The organism is Nocardia sp. NPDC049737 (genome assembly GCF_040674755.1).
Classification (GTDB): domain Bacteria; phylum Actinomycetota; class Actinomycetes; order Mycobacteriales; family Mycobacteriaceae; genus Nocardia.
In genome coordinates, this window is record NZ_JBFANH010000026.1 from 43,564 (window position 1) to 63,576 (window position 20,013).

Genomic DNA, 20,013 nt, shown 5'->3' on the forward strand with positions numbered 1-20,013 from the left:
GCCCAGAGAGGTTGCTTCGCTATCAGCTCCGGCTGCGCGCCGAGCGCAGTCGAAACGCCGCTCGTCGCGCCGTCCGACACCACGTTTCGACTGCGCTCGACGCGATGGTGCTCGGCAGCCACACAATCCGCCCGAGTTCGGATCCGGCAACTCGGCGGACGGGCGGCTACGGAGCCGACTCGTTCACGGCAGCAGCGCACGAACCGTTTCGATGGTGTCGACATCGGCGGCGGATTTATCCGGTCGATAGCGCACGACCCGGGCGAAGCGCAGTGCGACGCCGCCCGGATAGCGCGAACTCACCTGGACACCGTCGAGGGCGATCTCCACCACGAGTTCCGGCCAGAGGTAGACGGTGTGCTCGTCGCGGGCGCGCTCGTGCCGCGGGAATTCCGCGGTCTGCCACTGCAGTAGCGCATCGGTGAGGCCCTTGAAGGTCTTGCCTACCATTACCGGATCCCCGGTTTCCGGATCGCGCGCGCCGAGGTGCAGATTCGACAGATATCCGGTGCGCCGGCCGTAACCCCATTCCGCGCCGAGCACCAGTAGGTCGAGGGTGTGCGTCGGCTTGATCTTCTGCCAGGACCGGCCGCGGCGGCCCGCGGCATACGGTGCGATCAACGACTTGACCATCACGCCCTCGTGTCCGGCGGCCAGCGCGCCGTCGAAGTACTCCGCGGCCGCCTCGGCGTCGGGTCGGATAAGGGCCGGGATGCTGTGCGCGGCCGCCACACTGGTCAGCGCCGTGCGGCGCTTGTGCAGTGGGGCGTCGAGCAGATCCTCGCCGTTGAGATGCAGACAGTCGAAGAAGTACGGGTGCAGCAGCAAGTCCCTGGTCGAGCTGATCTCGGCGAAGCGGCTCATCGTCTCCTGGAACGGACGCGGCCGTCCGGAATCGTTGAGCGCCAACGTTTCTCCGTCCAGCACCACACTCGTGCAGTCGAGCTTGGCGACCAGATCGACCAGTTCCGGCACACCGGCGGTGATATCGCGCAGCGTCCTGGTGAATACCCACACCCGCGACCCCTCGCGGTGCACCTGGATGCGCGCGCCGTCCAGTTTGTGTTCGACACTTACCTCTTCGCCGAATTCGGTCATTGCCTCGTCCAGCGTCGCACCGGGCGAGGCGAGCATGGGCTGGATCGGGCGGCCGACCTCGAGCCGGAATTCGCTCAGCGCCTCGGCCCCGCCGGTCAGCGCGGCGACAGCCGTGACCGGCAGCTGGCCGGACAGCATGTACGCCCGCCGGACCAGCTCGATCGGCACGGCGGCGGCCACCGCGACAGCCTCGGCGACGATCGCGGTGAGCGCACCCTGACGCAACTCGCCGCCGAGCAGGCGCATCAGGAAGGCCTGCTGGTCGGCGGTCGCGGCGGTCCACAATCCGCGCAGCAATTCCCTGCGCCGGTTCGTGGAGCCGGGGCCGGAGGTGGTGGCCAATTCGCTGAGCATGTTATCCACCGACGAAACCGTCAGCGTCGCAAGCTCACTCGGCTCGCATTCGAGTGCGGTCAAGGTGCGCCAGCCGGTGCCGATGCGCCCCTGCCGTAGTTCGCCGGAAACCCACGCGACCACCGGCTCCAGCTCATCCGGGGCGGCCGCGGACAATAGCGCGGCCAGGGTCGCGATCTTCGTCTTCCGAGACCGGGTCGCCCGGACGGTCTCCGAGGCCTGCACGACATCCGAGAACAGCATCACTCGACGGTAACCGGCCCCTGTGACATATCGCTCAGCTCTGCTGCTAATTACCCATTGGCAGGTTTGCGAATTCGCCCATAAACTGGACATATGGCCAAGACTTACGTCGGGGCGCGGCTTCGTCAGCTGCGGACCGAGCGAGGACTGAGCCAGGTCTCACTCGCCCAGAAGCTGGAGATCTCGGCGAGTTACCTCAACCAGATCGAACACGATGTGCGCCCGCTCACCGTACCGGTACTGCTGCGGATCAGCGAAGTGTTCGGCGTCGACGCGACGTTTTTCTCTTCCCAGGACGACACCCGTCTCATTGCCGAACTCCAAGAGGTCGTAATGGACCAGGAGCTCGGCATCGAGGCCGATACCCAGGAGATCGCGGATATGGTCTCCGCGCATCCGAGCATGGCGCGGGCCCTGGTCAATATGCACAACCGGTACCGCAATACCTCCGCGCAGCTGGCCGCCGCCACCGAGGACCGCTTCGCCGACGGCTCCGGCAGCGCGGCCATCAGCAAACCGCACGAGGAAGTACGCGACTTCTTCTACCAGCGGCAGAACTACATCCACGAATTGGATACCGCCGCAGAGGAACTCACCGCCCGTATCCGCTTCCACGGCGGGGATGTGAACAGCGAGATCGCCCGCCTGTTGCGCGCACACGATGTGAACATTGTCGAGCGTATCGATCTCGGCGAGGGCGTATTACACCGTTACGACCCGCAGACCCAGCGGCTCGAGATCGCGCCACATCTGTCCGGCGGACAGCGCACCTTCAAACTCGCCGCCGAGCTCGCCTACTTCGAATGCGGTGATCTGCTCGAAAAACTGGTGGAGGAAGGCAATTTCGCCGCCGAGGACACCCGCAAGCTAGCCATGCTCGGCCTGGCGAATTACTTCGCCGCGGCAACCGTATTGCCCTACACGCACTTTCACGAGGTCGCCGAGGATTTCCGCTACGACATCGAGCGGCTGTCGGCCTTCTTCACCCAGAGTTATGAGACGATCTGCCATCGCCTCTCAACTCTGCAGCGGCCCAAGCTGCGCGGCGTACCGTTCTCCTTCGTGCGCGTGGACCGCGCGGGCAATATGTCGAAACGCCAATCCGCCACCGGTTTCCACTTCTCTTCGAGCGGTGGCACCTGTCCGCTGTGGAATGTCTACGAGACCTTCGCCTATCCAGGCAAGATCATGACGCAGATCGCCCAGATGCCCGACGGTCGCAAATACCTGTGGGTCGCCCGCACCGTCGAACGCCGCGCGACCCGATATGGCCAGGCCAGCAAGACCTTTGCGATCGGTCTGGGTTGCGAGCTGCGCCACGCCGGTCGCGTCGTCTACGCCGACGGCATCGATCTCGACGAGGCGAAGGCCACGCCGATCGGTGCGGGCTGCCGAGTCTGCGAACGCGCCAACTGCCCGCAGCGCGCCTTTCCCCCGCTGGGCAAAGTCCTTGATATCAGCGAGCATCGAAGCTCGGTTTCCCCGTACGTCCTCAAGTGAGACGGTGCCGCCTACGCGGCATGGGAACCCTCGCAGTCTGAAATTCAGTTGCGTCCGAACGCGCTCGGCCGACATCGGCGAATCCGATGTCGGCCGAGCGCATTCGACTAAGCAGGCAGCGACGAACGCTGGATCCGTACCCCGAACAGAGTTAGGCCGAGCGCCGCGACCAGCAGGATGGCCAGGGTCCACGCCAGCACCGAAAAGCCGTGTGGCGCGGCGGCCGCGGCCACCAGCGGTCCGGCGGTGGCACCGACGTAGAAGCTGAACATGGCGACCGAGGATGCGGCGGCGCGAGCCTCACCGCCCAGCTCCCCCGCCGTCTGCAAGACCGCGGGCGCGATGACGCCGAGCCCGCCGACCAGCACGGCGAGCAGGATGGTCAGGACCGCGAGGTGGGTGCCTTCGAAAGTGGCGATCACCATGGCGGTCGCTGCGACCAACACGCCCAGCACCATCTGGCCCGGCTTGGTCAGGCGCGAGAGCGGGATGGCCAACAGCGGCAGTGCGAACATCACCGGCAGCGCACCCGCACGCAGTGCGAGCAGCTCACCGGAACTCCTGACCAATCCAGTGATTTCGATGCCGGTGTACACACCGACCATTACCGCCATGGCCAGCGCGCCCGCGGCCAGCATCGGCAGCAGCGCCTTGATGCGCAGCACCGCCGGAATCGCGGCGTAGCTGTGCACGAGTGGCTTGTCGCGGCCGGTGGGAGCGTCATCGAGCATGACCGCACGCAGCACGAATGCGAGCGCTACGAACACGACCGACGAACCGATGAACATGGTGCGCCACGGGAACGCGGCGACGACGGCCTGCGAGGCGATCTGCGCCAGCACCGTCGCGGCCAGGAAAGAGGTGGCCACCGACATGGTGACCACCGCACGATGCGCCGGCGCGATGCGGGTGGCGATATAGGCCATGATCGCGGGCGGTATCGAACCGACAACAAGTCCCTGCGCGACGCGCAGTCCAACCGCGATCGGCGCACTGAACGATAAACCGGTCAACAGTGTGACCACCGCAGCGGTGATCATGCCGGTGACCAGTACCCGGCGGTGGCCGTAGCGATCCGACAGCGGGCCGAACAGCACGAAGCCACCCGCATAACCGAAGGCGAAGGCGCTGATGATCCAGGTCATTACGCCCGCACCCACATTCCAGTCGGCCTTCATGGCCGTAAACAGGGGGATCGGGATGTACATCTGGCCGGTGGCCAGCAGAGCGGACAGGACGAAAACAGGGAGGGTACGCCCGGTGTGCGCGCGTGGTGACGCGCTGCGAGTACGTGCCCGAGCCGGGATACCGGCCGGAAGCTGAAGAGTCGGCGTTGCCATGTGGACGAAGTTAGGCCCATTGCCTGGCAGTTGTCAACCAAATAGTTGGTTTAATGAAATGGTAAAGTCGCGGTCATGACGGTCACGATGAAACGCAGTGACGCGACCAAGCAGGCCCTGCTGCGTGCCGCGCGCGACGAATTCGCCGAATACGGCCTGGCCGGCGCGCGGGTGGACCGGATCGCCGAGGCGGCCGGGGTGAACAAGGAGCGCATCTACGGCCTGTTCGGCAGCAAGGACAAACTTTTCGACGTCATCCTGATCGACACCATGCGCGAATTCATGGATGTGGTCCAACCCCTGGCCGAGACCGAACCCGGTGAGTATGTGGGCAAGCTGTTCGACTATCACCGCGCAAATCCGCAACTGCTAAGGCTTTTGCTCTGGGAGGGGCTGCACCGCGGCACCGACGCGCACGATATCGACGGCTGGCGCGCCCAGCACTACCTGCGGAAATTCGATCGAGCCAAAGAGCAGTTCGATGTCGACGCCAGCCACGCGGGCCGACTGCTGCTCGCACTGTGCGGACTGTCCAACTGGAGCCTCGCGGTCCCGCAGACCACCCGCCTGCTGCTCGGCGCGGATGCCGAGAATCAGGGTGCGACCCGCGAATTCATGATGGAGTTCGCCAGGGCAGCGATGCGAACGGATAAGTCGGTCCCGCACCGCGAGCCGGTCAATGAGTTGACCACCGAATCGAACAGCGGGGTTGACGGCGCTGCCACGGGCGTCGATCCCGTAGACCGCGCGGCCCAACGGCTACGCGCGGCCCAGGCCGCCGCCGATGCGGCCCGCAACGAACTCGCCGCCGCCCTGCGCGACGCCCACGCCGATGGCACCAGCGCCAACCAACTCGCCCGCCAGGTCTCGGGCACCCTGTCCCGCCCTGTCGTCCTGAAGCTTCTAGCCGACTGATTGCATTTCGCCGATCTGGCCATACCTGCGACAACTCGGCTGCAAAGCCACTCTCCTAGCACTGGTGTACGGGATGGTCGCCTGGACCGCGCTGTGGGTTTCGATCGCGATCGTGGCGAACACCTCAACCCGACTTCGGCGACCCCGCCGTGACCATCGGCGGCCTCATGTCGCGGTCGCACTACACGATTCCGCTCGCGCTGATCGTGAAATACTTGCTGACCGAAGAGTCAATCCCGCACCGCACGTGAGAGTTTCGTGAACTCGATCGCCTGCTGGGCACGCGCGAGTACGTGCGTTCGCGAGCTTCGGATGTGTGCGGTGAGGGTGCGCAGCGCGGCACTCGGATCACCGGCGAGCAGGTGTTCGGCGATCGCGATGTGCTCGGCGGTCATGGTGGTGATCCGCTCCGGCGTCGGCAGGTCCAGGGTGCGTACCGGGCGAACCCGGACGTACACGCCGGTCAGTGCGTCCGCCAGCGCCGCATTGCCCGCCGCCGCGAGCAGACTCGTGTGGAACTGTTCGTCCGCGGCGACCAGCGCCGGTCCCGGCTCGGGCGGATCGTCGCGAAATCCGCGCCAGATATCGAGTTCCGCACGCACCAGCGACGAGTCGTGCACCGGTGCTGGTTCGCCGACGATACCGATGACGCGCTGAATTCCCCTGGTCTCCAACACAATTCGTAGCTCGTAGAGATTGCCCAGCTCCTCCAATCGCGGTCGATACGGATACAGCCCATCGGCATGCCGCTGCACCAATCCATCGGCCTGCAGCCGGGCGAGCGCTTCCCGCACGGGGGTGCGCGAAACCCCGTAGATCTCGGCCAGGCGTTCCTCGCCGAGCCGTTCGGTGGGCACGATCGCCCCTGTGGCCAGGTCCCGCCGCAGCGATTCGTAAACCCGCTCGCTGAGCGGAACCCGCCCCCTGCGCGTCATGGCGGCCAGCTCAGATCGCCATCGCCGAGCGAACCGAGGCCTCCGCGGCCGCTCCGCCTTCGCCGGTGGAGCTCACGCGGCCGGACTGCAGGACGTAATAGCGTTGCGCCGCTTGCAGTGCGAAGCCGATGTGCTGTTCCACCAGCAGCACGCTGAGTCCGCCGCGACCGGTCAAATCGATTATCGTGCGCTCGATTTCGGCGACCACGGACGGTTGGATGCCCTCGGTCGGCTCGTCGAGAATCAGCAGCTTCGGCTCGGTGATCAGCGCCCTGGCGATCGCCAATTGCTGGCGCTGCCCGCCGGACAGCAGGCCCGCCTTGCGATTCAGCAGTTCGCGCAGTGCCGGAAACAGGTCGAGCGATTCGTCGATCAAGGCCTTACCGCGTTTTCGGCCGTCGGCGACGACCTGCAGGTTCTCGGCGGTGGTCAGCTGCGGGAAGCTCTGCTGTCCCTGCGGCACATATGCGATACCGCGTTTGACCCGACGTGACGGCGACATCTTGGTAATCGCCTCACCGTTGAAGTTGATCTGTCCGGATCTGGTGCCGATCAGACCGACGGCCGTGCGCAGCAGCGTGGTCTTGCCCGCGCCGTTGTGCCCCATGATCGCCACCACGCTGTCGTCGGCGACGGTGATCGAGACGCCGTGGATCACCTCGGTCCGGCCGTAACCCGAATGGATATCAATGAGCTCGAGCATCGGCGGACTCCTTCGCGGTCAGTTCCTGCGCGGTCCGCGCATCTTCGAGTTCGGTGCCGATAGCAGCGGCGGTGCCGAGGTAGACCTGCTGCACCTTCGGATCGGCCTGCACCTGTTCGACGGTGCCCTCACTGAGTATCTTGCCCGCGGCCAGCACGGTGACAGAGGTCGCGAAGGACCGCATGAAATCCATATCGTGCTCGACCACCAGGACGATGCGTTCACCGCCGATGCGCCGCAACAGATTTCCGGTCTCCTCGCGCTCTTCGGCGCTCATACCCGCAACCGGTTCGTCGAGCAGCAGCACCGAGGCGTTCTGCACCAGCAGCATGCCGATTTCCAGCCACTGCTTCTGCCCGTGCGCCAGCACACCGGCGGGCTTATCGCGCAGCTCGCCCAGGCCGGTGATCTCCAGCGCCTCTTCGATACTCGGCAAGACCGACTTTCGACGGCGCAACAGCGTCAGCGCCGAACGCCCCGCACCCGCCGCGATATCGAGATTCTGCAGCACACTGAGTTGCTCGAAAACGCTCGCCGTCTGGAAGGTTCGGCCGATGCCGAGTCGGGCGATCTGGTGCACCTTCTTGCCGAGGAATTCGACACCGGACTTCTGTACCGATCCGGTAGCGGGCACCAGGCCGGTGATCGCATCGATGAGCGTGGTCTTTCCCGCACCATTGGGTCCGATCAAGAACCGCAGATCACCCTGCAGCACAGTGAGATCCACATCTGAAACGGCGTGGAAACCGTCGAAACTCACCGAGAGACCGCGGATTTCGAGGTACTCGCTCGACATACCCGCATTGCCGCCCGGCTTCGGGTCGTGTGCGCTCATCGGGATTCCACCTTCTCCTCGGTCACGACTTCGGGCAGCGGTTCATCGACCACCGCCGGAGCAGGTGCGGCAGTCTTGGGAAACTTACTGTCCAGCAACCCCTTCAACATCGGCCACAGCCCCGCCAGCCCCGCCGGGATGAACCCTACGACCACGATGAACAGCACGCCTTGCAGATAGGTCCAGCTGGACGGGAACTCCTCCGAGAGCGCCGTCTGCGCCCAGGCGACGCCGATCGCGCCGAGGACCGGCCCGAGCAGTGTGGTCCGACCGCCGATCGCGACACCGATAATGAATGCGATGGACGGAACGACACCGATATCAGCGGGCGAGATGATGCCCACGATCGGGGTGAACAGCGCACCCGCGATGCCCGCGAAGAATGCCGCGACGACATACGCCACGATCTTGATATTGGCCGGATCGTAGCCGAGGAAGCGCACCCGTTCCTCCTGATCACGCACGGCCACGAGCAATTCGCCGTAGCGGCTGTGCATGAGCTGGCGCACCGCGGCGACCACCAGCAGCAAGGTGCCGGCCGCGATGAAGAACAGCATCTGCCGGTTGACCGGATCCGAGAGCTTGAAGCCGAAGAAGGCGCGGAAGTCCGACAGTCCGGTGAACCCGCCGATCTTCTGCTGTCCGGTCAGCAGAATCGCCAGCGCCGCGGCCAAGGCCTGACTCAGGATCGCGAAATACGTGCCCTTGACCCGGCGCTTGAATACGCCGTAACCGAGTGCCGCCGCGATCAGCGCCGGCAGCACCAGAATGCCGATCAGGGCGACCGGAGCCGACGCGAAAGGCCGCCAGAACGAGGGTAATTCGCGAATACCCGCGATCTCCATGAACTCCGGAACCTCGTTGTGCAGCCGGGCCGCATCGGCCATCTGTAGATGCATCGCCATGATGTATGCGCCGATGCCGAAGAACACTCCTTGCCCCAGCGTCAGCATTCCACCACGGCCCCAAGCCAATCCGATGCCTGCCGCCACAATCGCGAAGCACAGGAATTTGGCCAGCAGGTTGAGCCGGAAATCGCTGAGAACTGCGGGCGCGACCGCGAACAACACAATCGCGGCGACGATGAAGCCGCCCCACGCGGTCACGGAAGGATATGCGCGCCAACGTTGTCCGAGTGTGGTCATGCCAGGCTCCTCGTCCGAACGGTGAATAGCCCCTGCGGACGAACCTGCAGGAAAATGACGATGATGACGAAGACGATCACCTTCGCGATCGAGGCCGTAGTCGAGTATTCGATATACGAATTCAGCAGGCCGAGCGCGAAGGCCGCGATCACGGTGCCCTTGATCTGCCCGAGCCCGCCGATCACGACGACCAGGAAGGCATCGATCAAATAGCTCTGTCCGATGGTCGGGCTGGTCGAACCGATCAGGGTCAGCGCGACGCCCGCGACTCCGGCCAGGCCGGAGCCGATGAAGAAGGTGCTGATGTCGGTGACGCGGCTGGAGACGCCGCTGGTCTCGGCCAGACCCCGGTTCTGCACGACCGCGCGGATGCGCCGACCCAGCGGGGTGGTCTTGAGCACGGTGGCCAGCGCGGTCACCGCGACGAGCGCGAGCACGAGAATGAAGATGCGGGTCTTCGGCACCACCGCACCGAGAATGGTGACACCGCCGCTGAGCCAATCGGGTGCGAGTACGTTCTTGGCGGGCGCGCCGAAGATGTCACGCGCGGCCTGTTGCAGCACGAGTCCCACACCGAAGGTGACGAGCAGGGTATCCAGCGGCCGGTCGTACATCCACCGGATCAGACCAATTTCCAGGGCCGCGCCGAGCAGGCCGCCGACCAGGAAACCGACAAGCAAGGAAACGACCAGCGATACCCCGGCCGACGAGATGACCTTCTGCACAACATAAGTCGTGTAACACCCGGCCATGATGAATTCGCCGTGCGCCATGTTGATCACGCCCATCTGACCGAAGGTCAGCGAAAGGCCCAGCGCCGCAAGCAGAAGAATGGATCCCAGACTCAGCCCGGTGAAGAGCTGGCCGATCAACACGTCCATATTCGGATTCCTAACGGGGTCGGCCGGGTGCGGGCCCCCTCACAGACCCCGCACCCGGCGCCAGTCGACTACTTGAGGCCCTTGGCCCACTCGTAGGACGTCAGGTACGGGTCCGGCGTCACGGCCTTGCCCGAGTCCCACACCGTGTAGATCAGGCCGTCCGGGCGGATTTCGCCGATGCGGGCGGTCTTGGTGATGTGGTGGTTGGAGCCGTCGACGGTGACCAGGCCCTCCGGGGCATCGAAGGTCACGCCGTCGGCTGCGGCCTGAATATCGGCCACCTTGAACGACTTCGCCTTTTCCACGGTGTTCTTCCACAGGAAGACCGAGGCGTAGGCAGCCTCCATCGGGTCCGAGGTCGGCTTGTCGGCACCGAATGCGGCCTTGTAGTCCGCGACGAACTTCTTGTTAACGGGTGTGTCGACGGTCTGGTAGTAATTCCACGCGGTCAGCTGTCCGGCGATATTCTGCGCGCCGATACCGGCGACCTCTTCCTCGGCGATGGATACCGAAACCACCGGCATATCAGCGGCTTTCAGGCCCGCATTGGTGTACTCACGGAAGAAGGCCACATTCGAGTCGCCGTTAAGGGTGTTGAATACCGCGCCCGCCTTGGCATTACGGACCTTGTTCACAATGGTGGAGAAGTCGGTGGAACCGAGCGGCGTGTAGTCCTCACCCTTGATCTCGATGCCGTTCGCGGCCGCGTAGGCCTTGATCTCCCGGTTGGCGGTCTGCGGGAAGACGTAGTCCGAGCCGACCAGGTACAGGGACTTGATGCCCTTCTGCTTCAGATAGTCCAGCGCGGGCAGGATCTGCTGGTTGGTGGTAGCGCCGGTGTAGAAGATGTTCTTGCTGTCCTCCAGGCCCTCGTACTGGACCGGGTAGTAGAGCAGCGAGTTCAGGCTCTCGAACTTCGGCTTCATGGCCTTGCGGCTCGACGAGGTCCAGCCGCCGAATACCGCCGCGACACAGTCGGAGCTGATCAGCTTCTCGGCCTTCTCCGCGAAGGTCTTCGGATCCGAGGCGCCGTCCTCGAGTACCAGGTCGAGCTTCTTGCCGAGTACACCGCCCGCGGCATTGATCTGGTCGACGGCCAGCTTGGTCGAATTGGCGACGGTGACTTCGGAAATCGCCATGGTGCCCGACAGCGAGTGCAGCGAGCCGATCTTGATCGAGTCCTTGGAGCTATCGACGCAGGACGAGGCGTTGGAGCCGCTGGCCGAGGCGTCATCCTTGGCGCCGCAGCCGGTCAGCAACAGTCCGGCGAGTGCGACGGCCGTCGGCGCGACCAGCGCCTTGCTGACGCGGCGTGAGCGCGATCGACGGGTATCACGGGATTCTGGCATGGAGCACCACCCTTCTCACTTCATCAGGTATTCGGCGACGCTGCGTGCGCCGCGCCGAATACGCCCGCCTTTTGCCCCGGTCACGGCTGTAGACCGGGTTGTATACAGCGGCTGTATTCGTGGTGCGAACGTTAGACAGAAGTTGTTGCGCCGGAATATCTCTCGGTGACGAGTCCATTGCGCACGTTTCCGCCGTGTGAACGTTTGCGGAAATCGGTCGGCAAACCGCTGTGAGGAGGCCGCCCTGCCTACGGTTGCGTAGCAAGACAGCGGTACGGCAGGCTCTTTTTGTACAACGTCAAAACGCCGATTCCGCGGCTGCCCGGCCGTGGAGGCGTGAGTCCGAGGAGGACCGGTGGGTCACTACAAGGCGAACGTTCGGGATATCGAGTTCAACCTGTTCGAGGTGTTAGGACTGGACAAACTCCTTGATACGGGTGCCTATGGCGATCTCGATTCGGAAACCGTGCGCGAGATCCTGGCCGAGGTGAAGCGGCTCGCCGAGGGGCCGGTGGCGGAATCCTTCGCAGCGGCCGACCGCGACCCGGTGGTCTACGATCCGGCCACCTACTCGGTTTCGGTGCCCGAACCGCTACGCCAGACCGTCCAGGCCGTGCACGAGGCCGATTGGAGTCGGCTCGGCATGCCGGAGGGAATGGGCGGCACGCCGGCGCCCGCGGCGGTGATCTGGTCGGTCAATGAGATGCTCACCTGCGCCAATCCGGCGGCGAGCTTCTTCAATATGGGCCCGGTGATGTCCTCGGTGCTGTTCAATGTCGGCACCGAACAGCAGAAGCAGTGGGCCACAAAGGGTTACGACCGCGGCTGGGCGGGCACCATGGTGCTGACCGAGCCCGATGCCGGTTCCGATGTCGGCGCGGGACGCACCAGGGCCGTCAAGCAGGAGGACGGCTCCTGGCATATCGAGGGCGTCAAGCGCTTCATCTCCGGCGGTGATGTCGGCGAGACCGCCGAGAACGTCTTCCACCTGGTACTGGCTCGTCCGGAAGGCGCCGGTCCGGGCACCAAGGGCCTGTCGCTGTTCTACGTGCCGAAATTTCTGTTCGATCACGAGACGCTGGAGTTGGGCGACCGCAATGGCGTCTACGTGACCGGTGTCGAGCACAAGATGGGTCTGAAGTCCTCGCCCACCTGTGAGCTGACCTTCGGTGCGACCGATGTGCCCGCCAAGGGCTGGCTGGTCGGCGAGGTGCACAACGGCATCGCGCAGATGTTCCAGGTGATCGAGAACGCTCGCATGGTGGTCGGCATCAAGTCCGCCGGCACCCTGTCCACCGGATACCTCAATGCGCTCGACTATGCCAAACAGCGCGTGCAGGGGGCGGACCTGACCCAGATGACCGATAAGGCCGCCCCGCGCGTCCCCATCACCCACCACCCGGATGTGCGGCGTTCGCTGGCAATGCAGAAGGCCTACGCCGAAGGTCTGCGCGCGGTATACCTTTACACCGCTGCTCACCAGAATGCCGGTGTGGCACAGCTGGTTTCGGGCGCGGACGCGGAATTGGCGCACCGAGTGGACGATCTCCTGCTGCCGATCGTGAAGGGGGTCGGTTCCGAGCGGGCCTACCAGTACCTGACCGAATCACTGCAGACACTGGGCGGTTCGGGCTATCTGCAGGATTACCCGATCGAGCAGTACATCCGCGATGCGAAGATCGACTCGCTCTACGAGGGCACCACCGCGATCCAGGCGCAGGACTTCTTCTTCCGCAAGATCATTCGGGACAAGGGTGTGGCGCTCGCGCACGTCAACGGGCAGATCGCCGCCTTCTTGGAGGCCGAGACCAGTCGCTTCGAGACCGAGCGGGCGCTGCTGGCCACCGCGGTCGAGGATGTGCAGGCGATGACGGCCACGCTGACCGGCTATCTGATGGCGTCCCAACAGGATCCGAAGCAGCTGTACAAGGTCGGACTCGGTTCGGTGCGCTTCCTGCTCGCGGTCGGCGATCTGCTCATCGCCTGGCGACTGCTGGTGCAGGCCGAGATCGCGGCCGCCGCGCTGGCCGCCGAGGCACCGGCGAAGGATCGGGCGTTCTATTCCGGAAAGGTCGCCGTCGCAAGCTTTTTCGCGAAGAACGCACTGCCGGAGTTGACCGCGGTGAAGAACATTATCGCCGCGATCGATAACGACATCATGGAGCTGGACGAAGCCGCGTTCTGAATCAGCAGTTGGTCTGCAGGGGCCAGCACTCGGTCGGATGGTGCGGCGGCGGCGAAGGCGTCACGCTCGTTGTCGAGGTATCCGGTTCGCGGGCCGGATCGGTCGAATCGTGGGCGAGTGAGCTCGCGATCACGATGAGGACCACAACCATTCCGACCAGGGCAACCGCGAAGACCGCCCACCCCGCCGCCGTCTGCCGCTTACTCGGCGGCAGCGGCGCGGGGATGACGTGCCGGCGCAGCTCCCGCGCCGACGGCGACGGCGCTTTCGGCTGCACCTCGTCGAAGCCATCGGCGAGCAGCTCGGCGCGCGAAGGCTTTTCGGTGGCGCCGAGTGCATCGCAGGCGGCGCCGACCCGATCCGCGGTCCAGCTGCGCGGTCCGGCGGAGAAACCCTCGAGGTAGATGCGGAGTTCGGTCGCGTCACGGGCATTCGAGACGAGGATATCCATGCCGGGACGCAGGTTGGTCCGGGCAGGTCGCACCGCGACCCCGCGGAACGGCACGAGTACGACGGCGCCGCAGATGTGGCCCGGATCGATCAGCGCCCGCTCCAGCCGGGTTTTCACCGCGTGCACGCTGTGTTCCAGCTGATCGATGGGATTGCCGGAGATCTCCTCGTCCAGGTCGGCAGGCTCGGCGCTGATCATCCATCGGCCGTCGCCCGGAATGTTCAGAATCCCGCTCTGGCGGCGTCGGAAGCCCTTGATATCGGTCACGGTAATGCCGCGAGGGGTCAGGATGACCGCGTCGACCCGACGGGATCCGTGCTCGCCGATCTCCAGGCCGACCAATGCGACTGCGGTCGTCGGATACAACCGCAGGCATTCCACGAACTCCTGTTCGGCCCCGGAGAGATTCGCTCCGGTCTTGATCTTCACCAGCATCGCGTATTTCCTACCCTCATCCGGTTCACCCCGGCGCCCCACATCCACCGCGCCGGTACTGATGATGACCCGCCGTCGCCGCGAAGACCACCGGAAAGCGCAACTCGGTGCCGCCGACCCGCCGATCGCGGACCTACCCGCTAGTACGCTCGGATTCGTTCCGGCAGGACGGATCCCGCCGCCGGCGGCGAGCAAGGAGGCACAGGCATGGTTTCGGCGTTGCGACCACGCATTTCACCGGGTCGACTCCGGGAGTTGGGCCCGATCAATTGGGTTGTCTGGCAGGTACTTTCACGCGCTGCGGGGACGGACGACGCACATCTGTTCAGCACGCTCGGCCGCACCAAGGGACTGTTTCGCGGCTGGCTGCACTTCTCCGGACGGTTGATGCCGGGTGGCCGACTGCCCAGGCATGAATCCGAGCTGGTCATCCTGCGCGTCGCCCAACTGCGCGACTGCGCCTACGAGATGGACCATCACATTCGCCTCGGCAGGCGAGCTGGCATCACGCCGCAGATCCTGGACCGAGTTCGCACCGGGCCCGCCGCCGAGGGGTGGTCGGACAAGCATCGCGCGCTGCTCACCGCGGTCGACAAGTTGGTCGAAACCCGCGATATCGACGACGCCACCTGGACCGCCCTTGCCGAGCACTACGACGAGCGCAGCCTGATCGAAATCGTGCTGCTCATCAATCAGTACGAAGGACTGGCCGCGACCATTACCGCGCTGCGGATCCAGCGCGACGGCATCTGACCTACCGCGGCGTCGGTGCGCAGTTCGCCTCTCGCCAACGCCGTCCATTCTCGATTTAGCAATTCCAGAGCGATCACCCCCGACAGCCCCTAAACTGAAACGCGACACGCACAGAATGACGATTTCCGTGACCGTCGTCATGCCGCACCACAGCTTTCGAGACAATAACCGATGTGTGTCGCACGCCATAGTGTGACGGCACCAGGATCGGAAACCCCTCCATCAAGCTAGCTGACAGTTAACTGTCGGCTCGACAGGAGAAAGGGGCCGTCATGACCGTCAGCCTCGTGTTGATCGTGGCGGGATTCATCCTTCTATCCATCGTGATCACAAGCTTCATGCTTCCCGGCGGCGCGGACGCCGCACGGCATCCGAAACCGCATAACGAGCCCGGCGATCAGTAACCCTGCGGCTCAGCGGTTTTCGATGAGCTGGGCCAAGCCGTCCAGGACTCGCGCCAGACCGAATTCATAGGCATGGTCGGCGCTGTAGGCGCTGTCGTACGCCTGCCCCGCGACCGCGCCGATGCGGGCGGCGAGCGGGTAGCGCTCGTCATCGAAGAATTGGGCCAGCAGCGGTGCGGCGCGCTCCCACCATTGCCGGTCGGACATGGCGCTATCGGCGGCGGCGCGCTCGGTGTCGATGGCGATTCGCGCCACCGAGGTGACGAAGCCGAGGACGTAGGTGACGGCGGCGTCCATCTCGAGATCGTCGAGGCCGAGGCCGTCGAAGGCGCGCAGTTCGTGTTCATATTTGGCGGCGACGCCGGGGCCGAGCGGCGGCCGCGCGGTCGGCAGGTAGGCGACCCACGGGTGGCGGACCAGCATGGCGCGATTCTCGGCGGCGATCGTAGCGACACGATCGCGCCAGGGCAGCTCGGCCAGGTCGGCACGCGACATCTCCTGGTAGACCGCATCGAGCATGAGGTCGACGAGTTCCGCCTTGCCCGGTACGTAGGTGTAGGTGGCCATGGGGGTCAGCCCCAGCTTGGTGGCGACGGCTCGCATGGTGAGCGCGCCGATCCCATCCGTATCCGCGATTCCGATGGCCGCCGCGACCACGGCATCCACACTGCTGCGCTGTTTCGGTCCGCGTACCGATGCGACGGGCACGCGCCAGAGCAGTTCCAAGGTGCGCACGGGATCGCCCGCGCTGCTGCGGTCCCGTGATTGCTCGGCCATGCCGCCTCCTCGTTTCGCGAGATCCTTGTGCGAAAGCCGATCGTATCGGCGTGTCACACGCAACAGTTCGGCCGCTCGGAAATTTCTCTACAAAGTACAGCATACTTAGTATAGTATTTGAGTCCTGCTTCAGAGGAGGATCTAGTGAACATCACCGCTTCCGCCATCTCGCTCAATGTGGCCGACCCGCAGGCCTCGGCCAAGTTCGCCATCGACCACCTCGGCTTCACCGAGCAGATGTCGGCCGACGGCTTCGTGTCCGTCACCCGGCCCGATGCCGGTTTCACCCTGTGCTATCTGCGCACCGGTCTAGACAGCTTCAGGCCGATAGACAAAGCGGGGAGCGCGGGCGAGGGCCTACTGGTCGCCTTCGTCGTGGACGATATCGAGGCCGAGTACGAACGGCTCCAGCGCGAGGGCGTACCGATCGTCACCCCGATCGAAACCGAGCCCTGGGGCGAGCGGTACTTCCAGACAGCCGATCCGAACGGCATCATCCTGCAATTGGTGCAGTGGGTCTGATGCGGATCGAGGTCGCATGCCGTGCCGCAAGCAAGGCGTGCGACCTCGATAGCCTCAACTGACCAATTCCGTTGGACACCGGGCTGATACGCCTGCCAATGCCTTGCGGCGGTGCGCAAGCCCGGTGGACCCCGCTGAATGCGCGCTGGGACGGCGGGCGAATCCGACACCTCGGCTAGCCAATTCCATTGGCGTACAACGCGCTTGCACGCGGTAACGAGGAGCACGGATAACACGCTGCCGCATGGAAAACCCGGTGTGCATGCATCACGCTAGGGCGGCAGATAACCTCGGCACCTCAGCTACCAATTCCTTTGACGCACAACGCGCTTGCATGTCACATCGACGAGCGCGGGTAACACGCGGCCGCACGCAAGTCCGGTGAACCCATTTTGGATGCGTCGCACTCGGACGGCGCACGGTTTCAGCGCCTCAGCTGACCAGTTCATTTGATAGACAACGGCTTGCACGCCGTCTCGCTACATTGCGACGGCGGCGTGCAAGCCCGATGAACTCACCCTTGGATGCGTCAGGCGAGGGCGGCGCGGAAGACCTCTACCGCGGGAGTGGACGGGCGACCGAGCAGTTTCTGGAGGTCGCCGGAGTCCACATCGAGGATGCCGTCGCCGACGCCGGCGTCCGCATCAGCGAGCACAGCGGCGTAGTCGCCGGGCAGACCGGCCTGCTCGAGCGCCGCGCTGTAGTCCTGCTCGGACAGGTTCTCATAGCGCACCGGCTTGCCGGATGCCTGCGAAATCACCTGGGCGAGTTCGGCATAAGTGAGGCGCTCATCGCCGCCGAGTTCGTAGATCCGGCCCGCGTGGCCGTCGGTGGTCAGCACCTTGGCGGCCGCCTCGGCGTAGTCGGCGCGCGCGGCACCGGCGACACGACCGGCACCCCCGGCGCCGTGCAGCACGCCGGACTCGACCGCGTGCCCGAGCGCACCGAAGTAGTTCTCCCAGTACCAGCCGTTGCGCAGGAGTGTGTGCGGGACAGTAGATTTCGCGAGCGCCTCCTCGGTGCCCCGGTGCTCCTGGGCCAGGATGAGCGGATTCTCGGTGGCGCGCGGAATGCTGGTGTAGGCAAGCAGTTCCACACCCGCGCGCTCGGCAGCCCGGATTACGTTGGTGTGCTGGGCGACTCGCGCACCGAATTCGTTACCGGAGACCAGCAGCACCCGGTCGACACCGTCCAGCGCGCGGTCGAGCGCTTCCGCGTCGTCATAGGAAGCCTGTCGGACCTCAACGCCCCGCTCAGCCAGATCGGCGACCTTCTGCGGATCACGCACGATCGCGACCACCGGCGTGGTCCCCTCGCGCAATAGCGCCTCGATGACGAGACGGCCCAGCTGCCCACCAGCTCCGGTTACGGCGACGCTCATGACTTACCTCCATGGTCTATACGTTCATCAAGTACTAACTAATAGTAAGCACTATGCATTCCGTAGCCACTTTGGTCAAGTTGGGTACTATCGATTCCATGACCACTCAGCGCACGCCGTTGGTGGATACCGACGATCCGACGCTGGAATCCGACGTATTCGCCCGAAACTGCACGTCACGTCCGGTGCTCCAGAACGTGGTCAGCCGCTGGGGCACCCTCGCCCTGGTCGCGCTGCGCGAAGGGCCGTACCGGTTCAGTGCCCTGCGCCGCCGCGTCGACGGTGTCAGCGAGCGCATGCTCTCCCAAACCCTGCAAGCCCTCGAGCGCGACGGCATGGTGCACCGCGAAGTGCAGGAAACCATCCCCCCACGAGTCGAGTACACCCTCACCGACCTCGGCGCCCAAGTCGCCGAACGCCTCGAAGACCTCATCCAAATCATCGAAACCAACATGCCCCGAGTCCACGAAGCCCAAGCCACCTACCACCGCGGCTGACCAGACGACGAAGATCATCATGTACTGGTGGAGTAGGTCTCTCGGCCGATGCCGCAACCAATACACAGTGCACAACCGACCAGCGGGAAGGTCGGGAGGTTGTGGTGGGTTGGTGTGGGTATGGAAATTTCCTCAGCTGTTGATTTCGCGCGGACAACCAAGCGGTCCGTGCTCACCACTATTCGGCGCAACGGTCGCCCACAGCTGTCCAATGTGCTGCATGTGGTCGATGACGACGGGATCATTCGCATCTCCATCACCGCCGACCGGGCCAAGTACCACAACCTGGTGCGCGATCCGTGGGCCGCGATCCACATCACCCGCGACGACTTCTTCGCCTACGCCGTCATCGAGGGCACCGTCGACCTCACCCCGGTTGCCGCCGACCCCAATGACTCCACCGTCGACGAACTGGTCGCCTACTACCGAGCGGGCTCAGGCGAGCACCCCGACTGGGACGAATACCGCAAGGCCATGGTCACCGACCGCCGCGCCCTCGTCCGCCTGACACCCACCCACGCATACGGCATGCTCTGACGATCCTCAGTGCCGCAGCAGCTCCGACACCGTGACGAATTGGTAACCGGCGGAACGGAGTTCGCTGACGATGCGCGGTATTGCGGCGAGGGAATCGTGCCCCTGCCCCATGACGTGCAGTAGGACAATGGAGCCCGGCCGCACTTTGGCCACGGTTTCGGTGACGATCGCGTCGGTGCTCGCCTGTTGGCCCGAGTCGGGTTCCACATCCCAGGTGATCGTCGTGCGGTCATGGTCGGACAGGTACTTCGGCAGAGCCCAGAGTTTCTTGCCGTAGGGCGGGCGGAAGGTGACCGGGCCCTGGTAACCGGTTTTCGCGATTTCCGCTTCGGTTCGTTCGATCTCGTCGCGGACGGTATCGCCGGAGACGAGCACCATGCGGCGATGGTTGTAGGTGTGATTGCCGATTTCGTGACCGGCCTGCGCGATCGCCCTGCCGTATTCGGGATGCGCGGCCAAGTCCCGGCCCATGAGATAGAAGGTAGCTGGAATCCCGGCTTCGGCAAGAACTTTCAACACTTCGGGCGCTTTGTCGGTCGGGCCGTCGTCCAGGGTCAATGCGACCACCCTGTCGGTCGTATCGACCCGGTTCACCAACCGTCCCGCCAGTTGGAAGGTGCGCGAGTTCATCAGGTAATAGCCGCCGACCGCCAGCGCCAACACCACCACGAGCACCAGCGCACCACCGATCAACCACTTGCGTCGCATCATCAGCTCCTATGAAAAACAGTGGCGCCCGGACCTTTCGGTCCGAACGCCACCGTCTTGGACAC

20 protein-coding genes are annotated in these 20,013 nt (G+C 64.7%); 8 read left to right on the forward strand and 12 right to left on the reverse strand.

The window, feature by feature from the left end; translation table 11 throughout:
• Positions 1–183 precede the first annotated feature (183 nt).
• Positions 184–1,695 carry an ATP-dependent DNA ligase gene (locus tag AB0J47_RS30155; RefSeq protein WP_364353521.1) on the reverse strand — a complete coding sequence of 504 codons (1,512 nt, stop codon included), beginning with the start codon at positions 1,693–1,695 and terminating at the stop codon, positions 184–186.
• A gap of 93 nt (positions 1,696–1,788) precedes the next feature.
• Here AB0J47_RS30155 and ramB point away from each other — a divergent pair, with 93 nt between their 5' ends.
• Positions 1,789–3,195 carry an acetate metabolism transcriptional regulator RamB gene (gene ramB / locus AB0J47_RS30160; protein WP_364353524.1) on the forward strand — a complete coding sequence of 469 codons (1,407 nt, stop codon included), beginning with the start codon at positions 1,789–1,791 and terminating at the stop codon, positions 3,193–3,195.
• 107 nt (positions 3,196–3,302) lie between these two features.
• Here the strand turns inward: ramB and AB0J47_RS30165 are convergent, their stop codons facing one another.
• On the reverse strand, positions 3,303–4,535 hold the full coding sequence (locus tag AB0J47_RS30165; RefSeq protein ID WP_364353527.1) for an MFS transporter: 1,233 nt from the start codon (positions 4,533–4,535) through the stop codon (positions 3,303–3,305).
• A gap of 75 nt (positions 4,536–4,610) precedes the next feature.
• On the opposite strand from AB0J47_RS30165, the gene AB0J47_RS30170 reads away from it, so the two are divergent.
• Positions 4,611–5,450 carry a TetR/AcrR family transcriptional regulator gene (locus AB0J47_RS30170; protein WP_364353530.1) on the forward strand — a complete coding sequence of 280 codons (840 nt, stop codon included), beginning with the start codon at positions 4,611–4,613 and terminating at the stop codon, positions 5,448–5,450.
• A gap of 230 nt (positions 5,451–5,680) precedes the next feature.
• On the opposite strand, the gene AB0J47_RS30175 is transcribed toward AB0J47_RS30170, so the two are convergent.
• The 6 genes from AB0J47_RS30175 to urtA form a co-directional block, all read right to left on the reverse strand.
• A complete protein-coding gene (locus AB0J47_RS30175; protein WP_364353533.1) occupies positions 5,681–6,385 on the reverse strand; it encodes a GntR family transcriptional regulator in 705 nt (234 codons plus the stop codon).
• A 10-nt stretch (positions 6,386–6,395) separates the two neighbouring features.
• Positions 6,396–7,088 carry an urea ABC transporter ATP-binding subunit UrtE gene (gene urtE / locus AB0J47_RS30180; RefSeq protein ID WP_364353535.1) on the reverse strand — a complete coding sequence of 231 codons (693 nt, stop codon included), beginning with the start codon at positions 7,086–7,088 and terminating at the stop codon, positions 6,396–6,398.
• On the reverse strand, positions 7,072–7,923 hold the full coding sequence (urtD, locus tag AB0J47_RS30185; protein ID WP_364353538.1) for an urea ABC transporter ATP-binding protein UrtD: 852 nt from the start codon (positions 7,921–7,923) through the stop codon (positions 7,072–7,074). The genes urtE and urtD overlap by 17 nt, the downstream gene beginning before the upstream one ends.
• Positions 7,920–9,068 carry an urea ABC transporter permease subunit UrtC gene (gene urtC / locus AB0J47_RS30190; RefSeq protein ID WP_364353541.1) on the reverse strand — a complete coding sequence of 383 codons (1,149 nt, stop codon included), beginning with the start codon at positions 9,066–9,068 and terminating at the stop codon, positions 7,920–7,922. The genes urtD and urtC overlap by 4 nt, the downstream gene beginning before the upstream one ends.
• Positions 9,065–9,949 (reverse strand): urea ABC transporter permease subunit UrtB, encoded by an 885-nt coding sequence (gene urtB, locus AB0J47_RS30195; RefSeq protein ID WP_364353544.1) that lies wholly within the window; start codon positions 9,947–9,949, stop codon positions 9,065–9,067. The genes urtC and urtB overlap by 4 nt, the downstream gene beginning before the upstream one ends.
• Before the next feature lie 68 nt (positions 9,950–10,017).
• Positions 10,018–11,298, reverse strand: a complete 1,281-nt coding sequence (gene urtA / locus AB0J47_RS30200) for an urea ABC transporter substrate-binding protein (protein WP_364353547.1) — start codon at positions 11,296–11,298, stop codon at positions 10,018–10,020.
• Between the two features lie 355 nt (positions 11,299–11,653).
• Here urtA and AB0J47_RS30205 point away from each other — a divergent pair, with 355 nt between their 5' ends.
• Positions 11,654–13,483 (forward strand): acyl-CoA dehydrogenase, encoded by a 1,830-nt coding sequence (locus tag AB0J47_RS30205; RefSeq protein ID WP_364353550.1) that lies wholly within the window; start codon positions 11,654–11,656, stop codon positions 13,481–13,483.
• Position 13,484: 1 nt separating this feature from the next.
• On the opposite strand, the gene AB0J47_RS30210 is transcribed toward AB0J47_RS30205, so the two are convergent.
• Complete coding sequence (locus AB0J47_RS30210; protein ID WP_364353553.1) at positions 13,485–14,369, reverse strand: nuclease-related domain-containing protein; 885 nt, start codon at positions 14,367–14,369, stop codon at positions 13,485–13,487.
• Between the two features lie 219 nt (positions 14,370–14,588).
• On the opposite strand from AB0J47_RS30210, the gene AB0J47_RS30215 reads away from it, so the two are divergent.
• The gene (locus AB0J47_RS30215; protein WP_364353846.1) at positions 14,589–15,122 is read left to right on the forward strand and encodes a carboxymuconolactone decarboxylase family protein; all 534 of its coding nucleotides are present in this window, start codon (positions 14,589–14,591) and stop codon (positions 15,120–15,122) included.
• Between the two features lie 272 nt (positions 15,123–15,394).
• Positions 15,395–15,526 carry a hypothetical protein gene (locus AB0J47_RS30220; RefSeq protein ID WP_364353556.1) on the forward strand — a complete coding sequence of 44 codons (132 nt, stop codon included), beginning with the start codon at positions 15,395–15,397 and terminating at the stop codon, positions 15,524–15,526.
• Positions 15,527–15,535: 9 nt separating this feature from the next.
• On the opposite strand, the gene AB0J47_RS30225 is transcribed toward AB0J47_RS30220, so the two are convergent.
• Positions 15,536–16,303: a TetR/AcrR family transcriptional regulator C-terminal domain-containing protein gene (locus AB0J47_RS30225; RefSeq protein WP_364353559.1), complete on the reverse strand. Its 768-nt coding sequence runs from the start codon at positions 16,301–16,303 to the stop codon at positions 15,536–15,538.
• Positions 16,304–16,447: 144 nt separating this feature from the next.
• Here AB0J47_RS30225 and AB0J47_RS30230 point away from each other — a divergent pair, with 144 nt between their 5' ends.
• Positions 16,448–16,825: a VOC family protein gene (locus AB0J47_RS30230; RefSeq protein ID WP_364353562.1), complete on the forward strand. Its 378-nt coding sequence runs from the start codon at positions 16,448–16,450 to the stop codon at positions 16,823–16,825.
• Between the two features lie 529 nt (positions 16,826–17,354).
• On the opposite strand, the gene AB0J47_RS30235 is transcribed toward AB0J47_RS30230, so the two are convergent.
• The gene (locus tag AB0J47_RS30235; protein WP_364353565.1) at positions 17,355–18,206 is read right to left on the reverse strand and encodes an SDR family oxidoreductase; all 852 of its coding nucleotides are present in this window, start codon (positions 18,204–18,206) and stop codon (positions 17,355–17,357) included.
• A 98-nt stretch (positions 18,207–18,304) separates the two neighbouring features.
• Between AB0J47_RS30235 and AB0J47_RS30240 the strand changes: the two genes are divergently transcribed.
• Positions 18,305–18,703: a helix-turn-helix domain-containing protein gene (locus AB0J47_RS30240; RefSeq protein ID WP_364353568.1), complete on the forward strand. Its 399-nt coding sequence runs from the start codon at positions 18,305–18,307 to the stop codon at positions 18,701–18,703.
• 120 nt (positions 18,704–18,823) lie between these two features.
• The gene (locus tag AB0J47_RS30245; RefSeq protein ID WP_364353571.1) at positions 18,824–19,240 is read left to right on the forward strand and encodes a PPOX class F420-dependent oxidoreductase; all 417 of its coding nucleotides are present in this window, start codon (positions 18,824–18,826) and stop codon (positions 19,238–19,240) included.
• Positions 19,241–19,246: 6 nt separating this feature from the next.
• On the opposite strand, the gene AB0J47_RS30250 is transcribed toward AB0J47_RS30245, so the two are convergent.
• Positions 19,247–19,948 (reverse strand): polysaccharide deacetylase family protein, encoded by a 702-nt coding sequence (locus tag AB0J47_RS30250; RefSeq protein WP_364353574.1) that lies wholly within the window; start codon positions 19,946–19,948, stop codon positions 19,247–19,249.
• Positions 19,949–20,013: the final 65 nt, after the last annotated feature.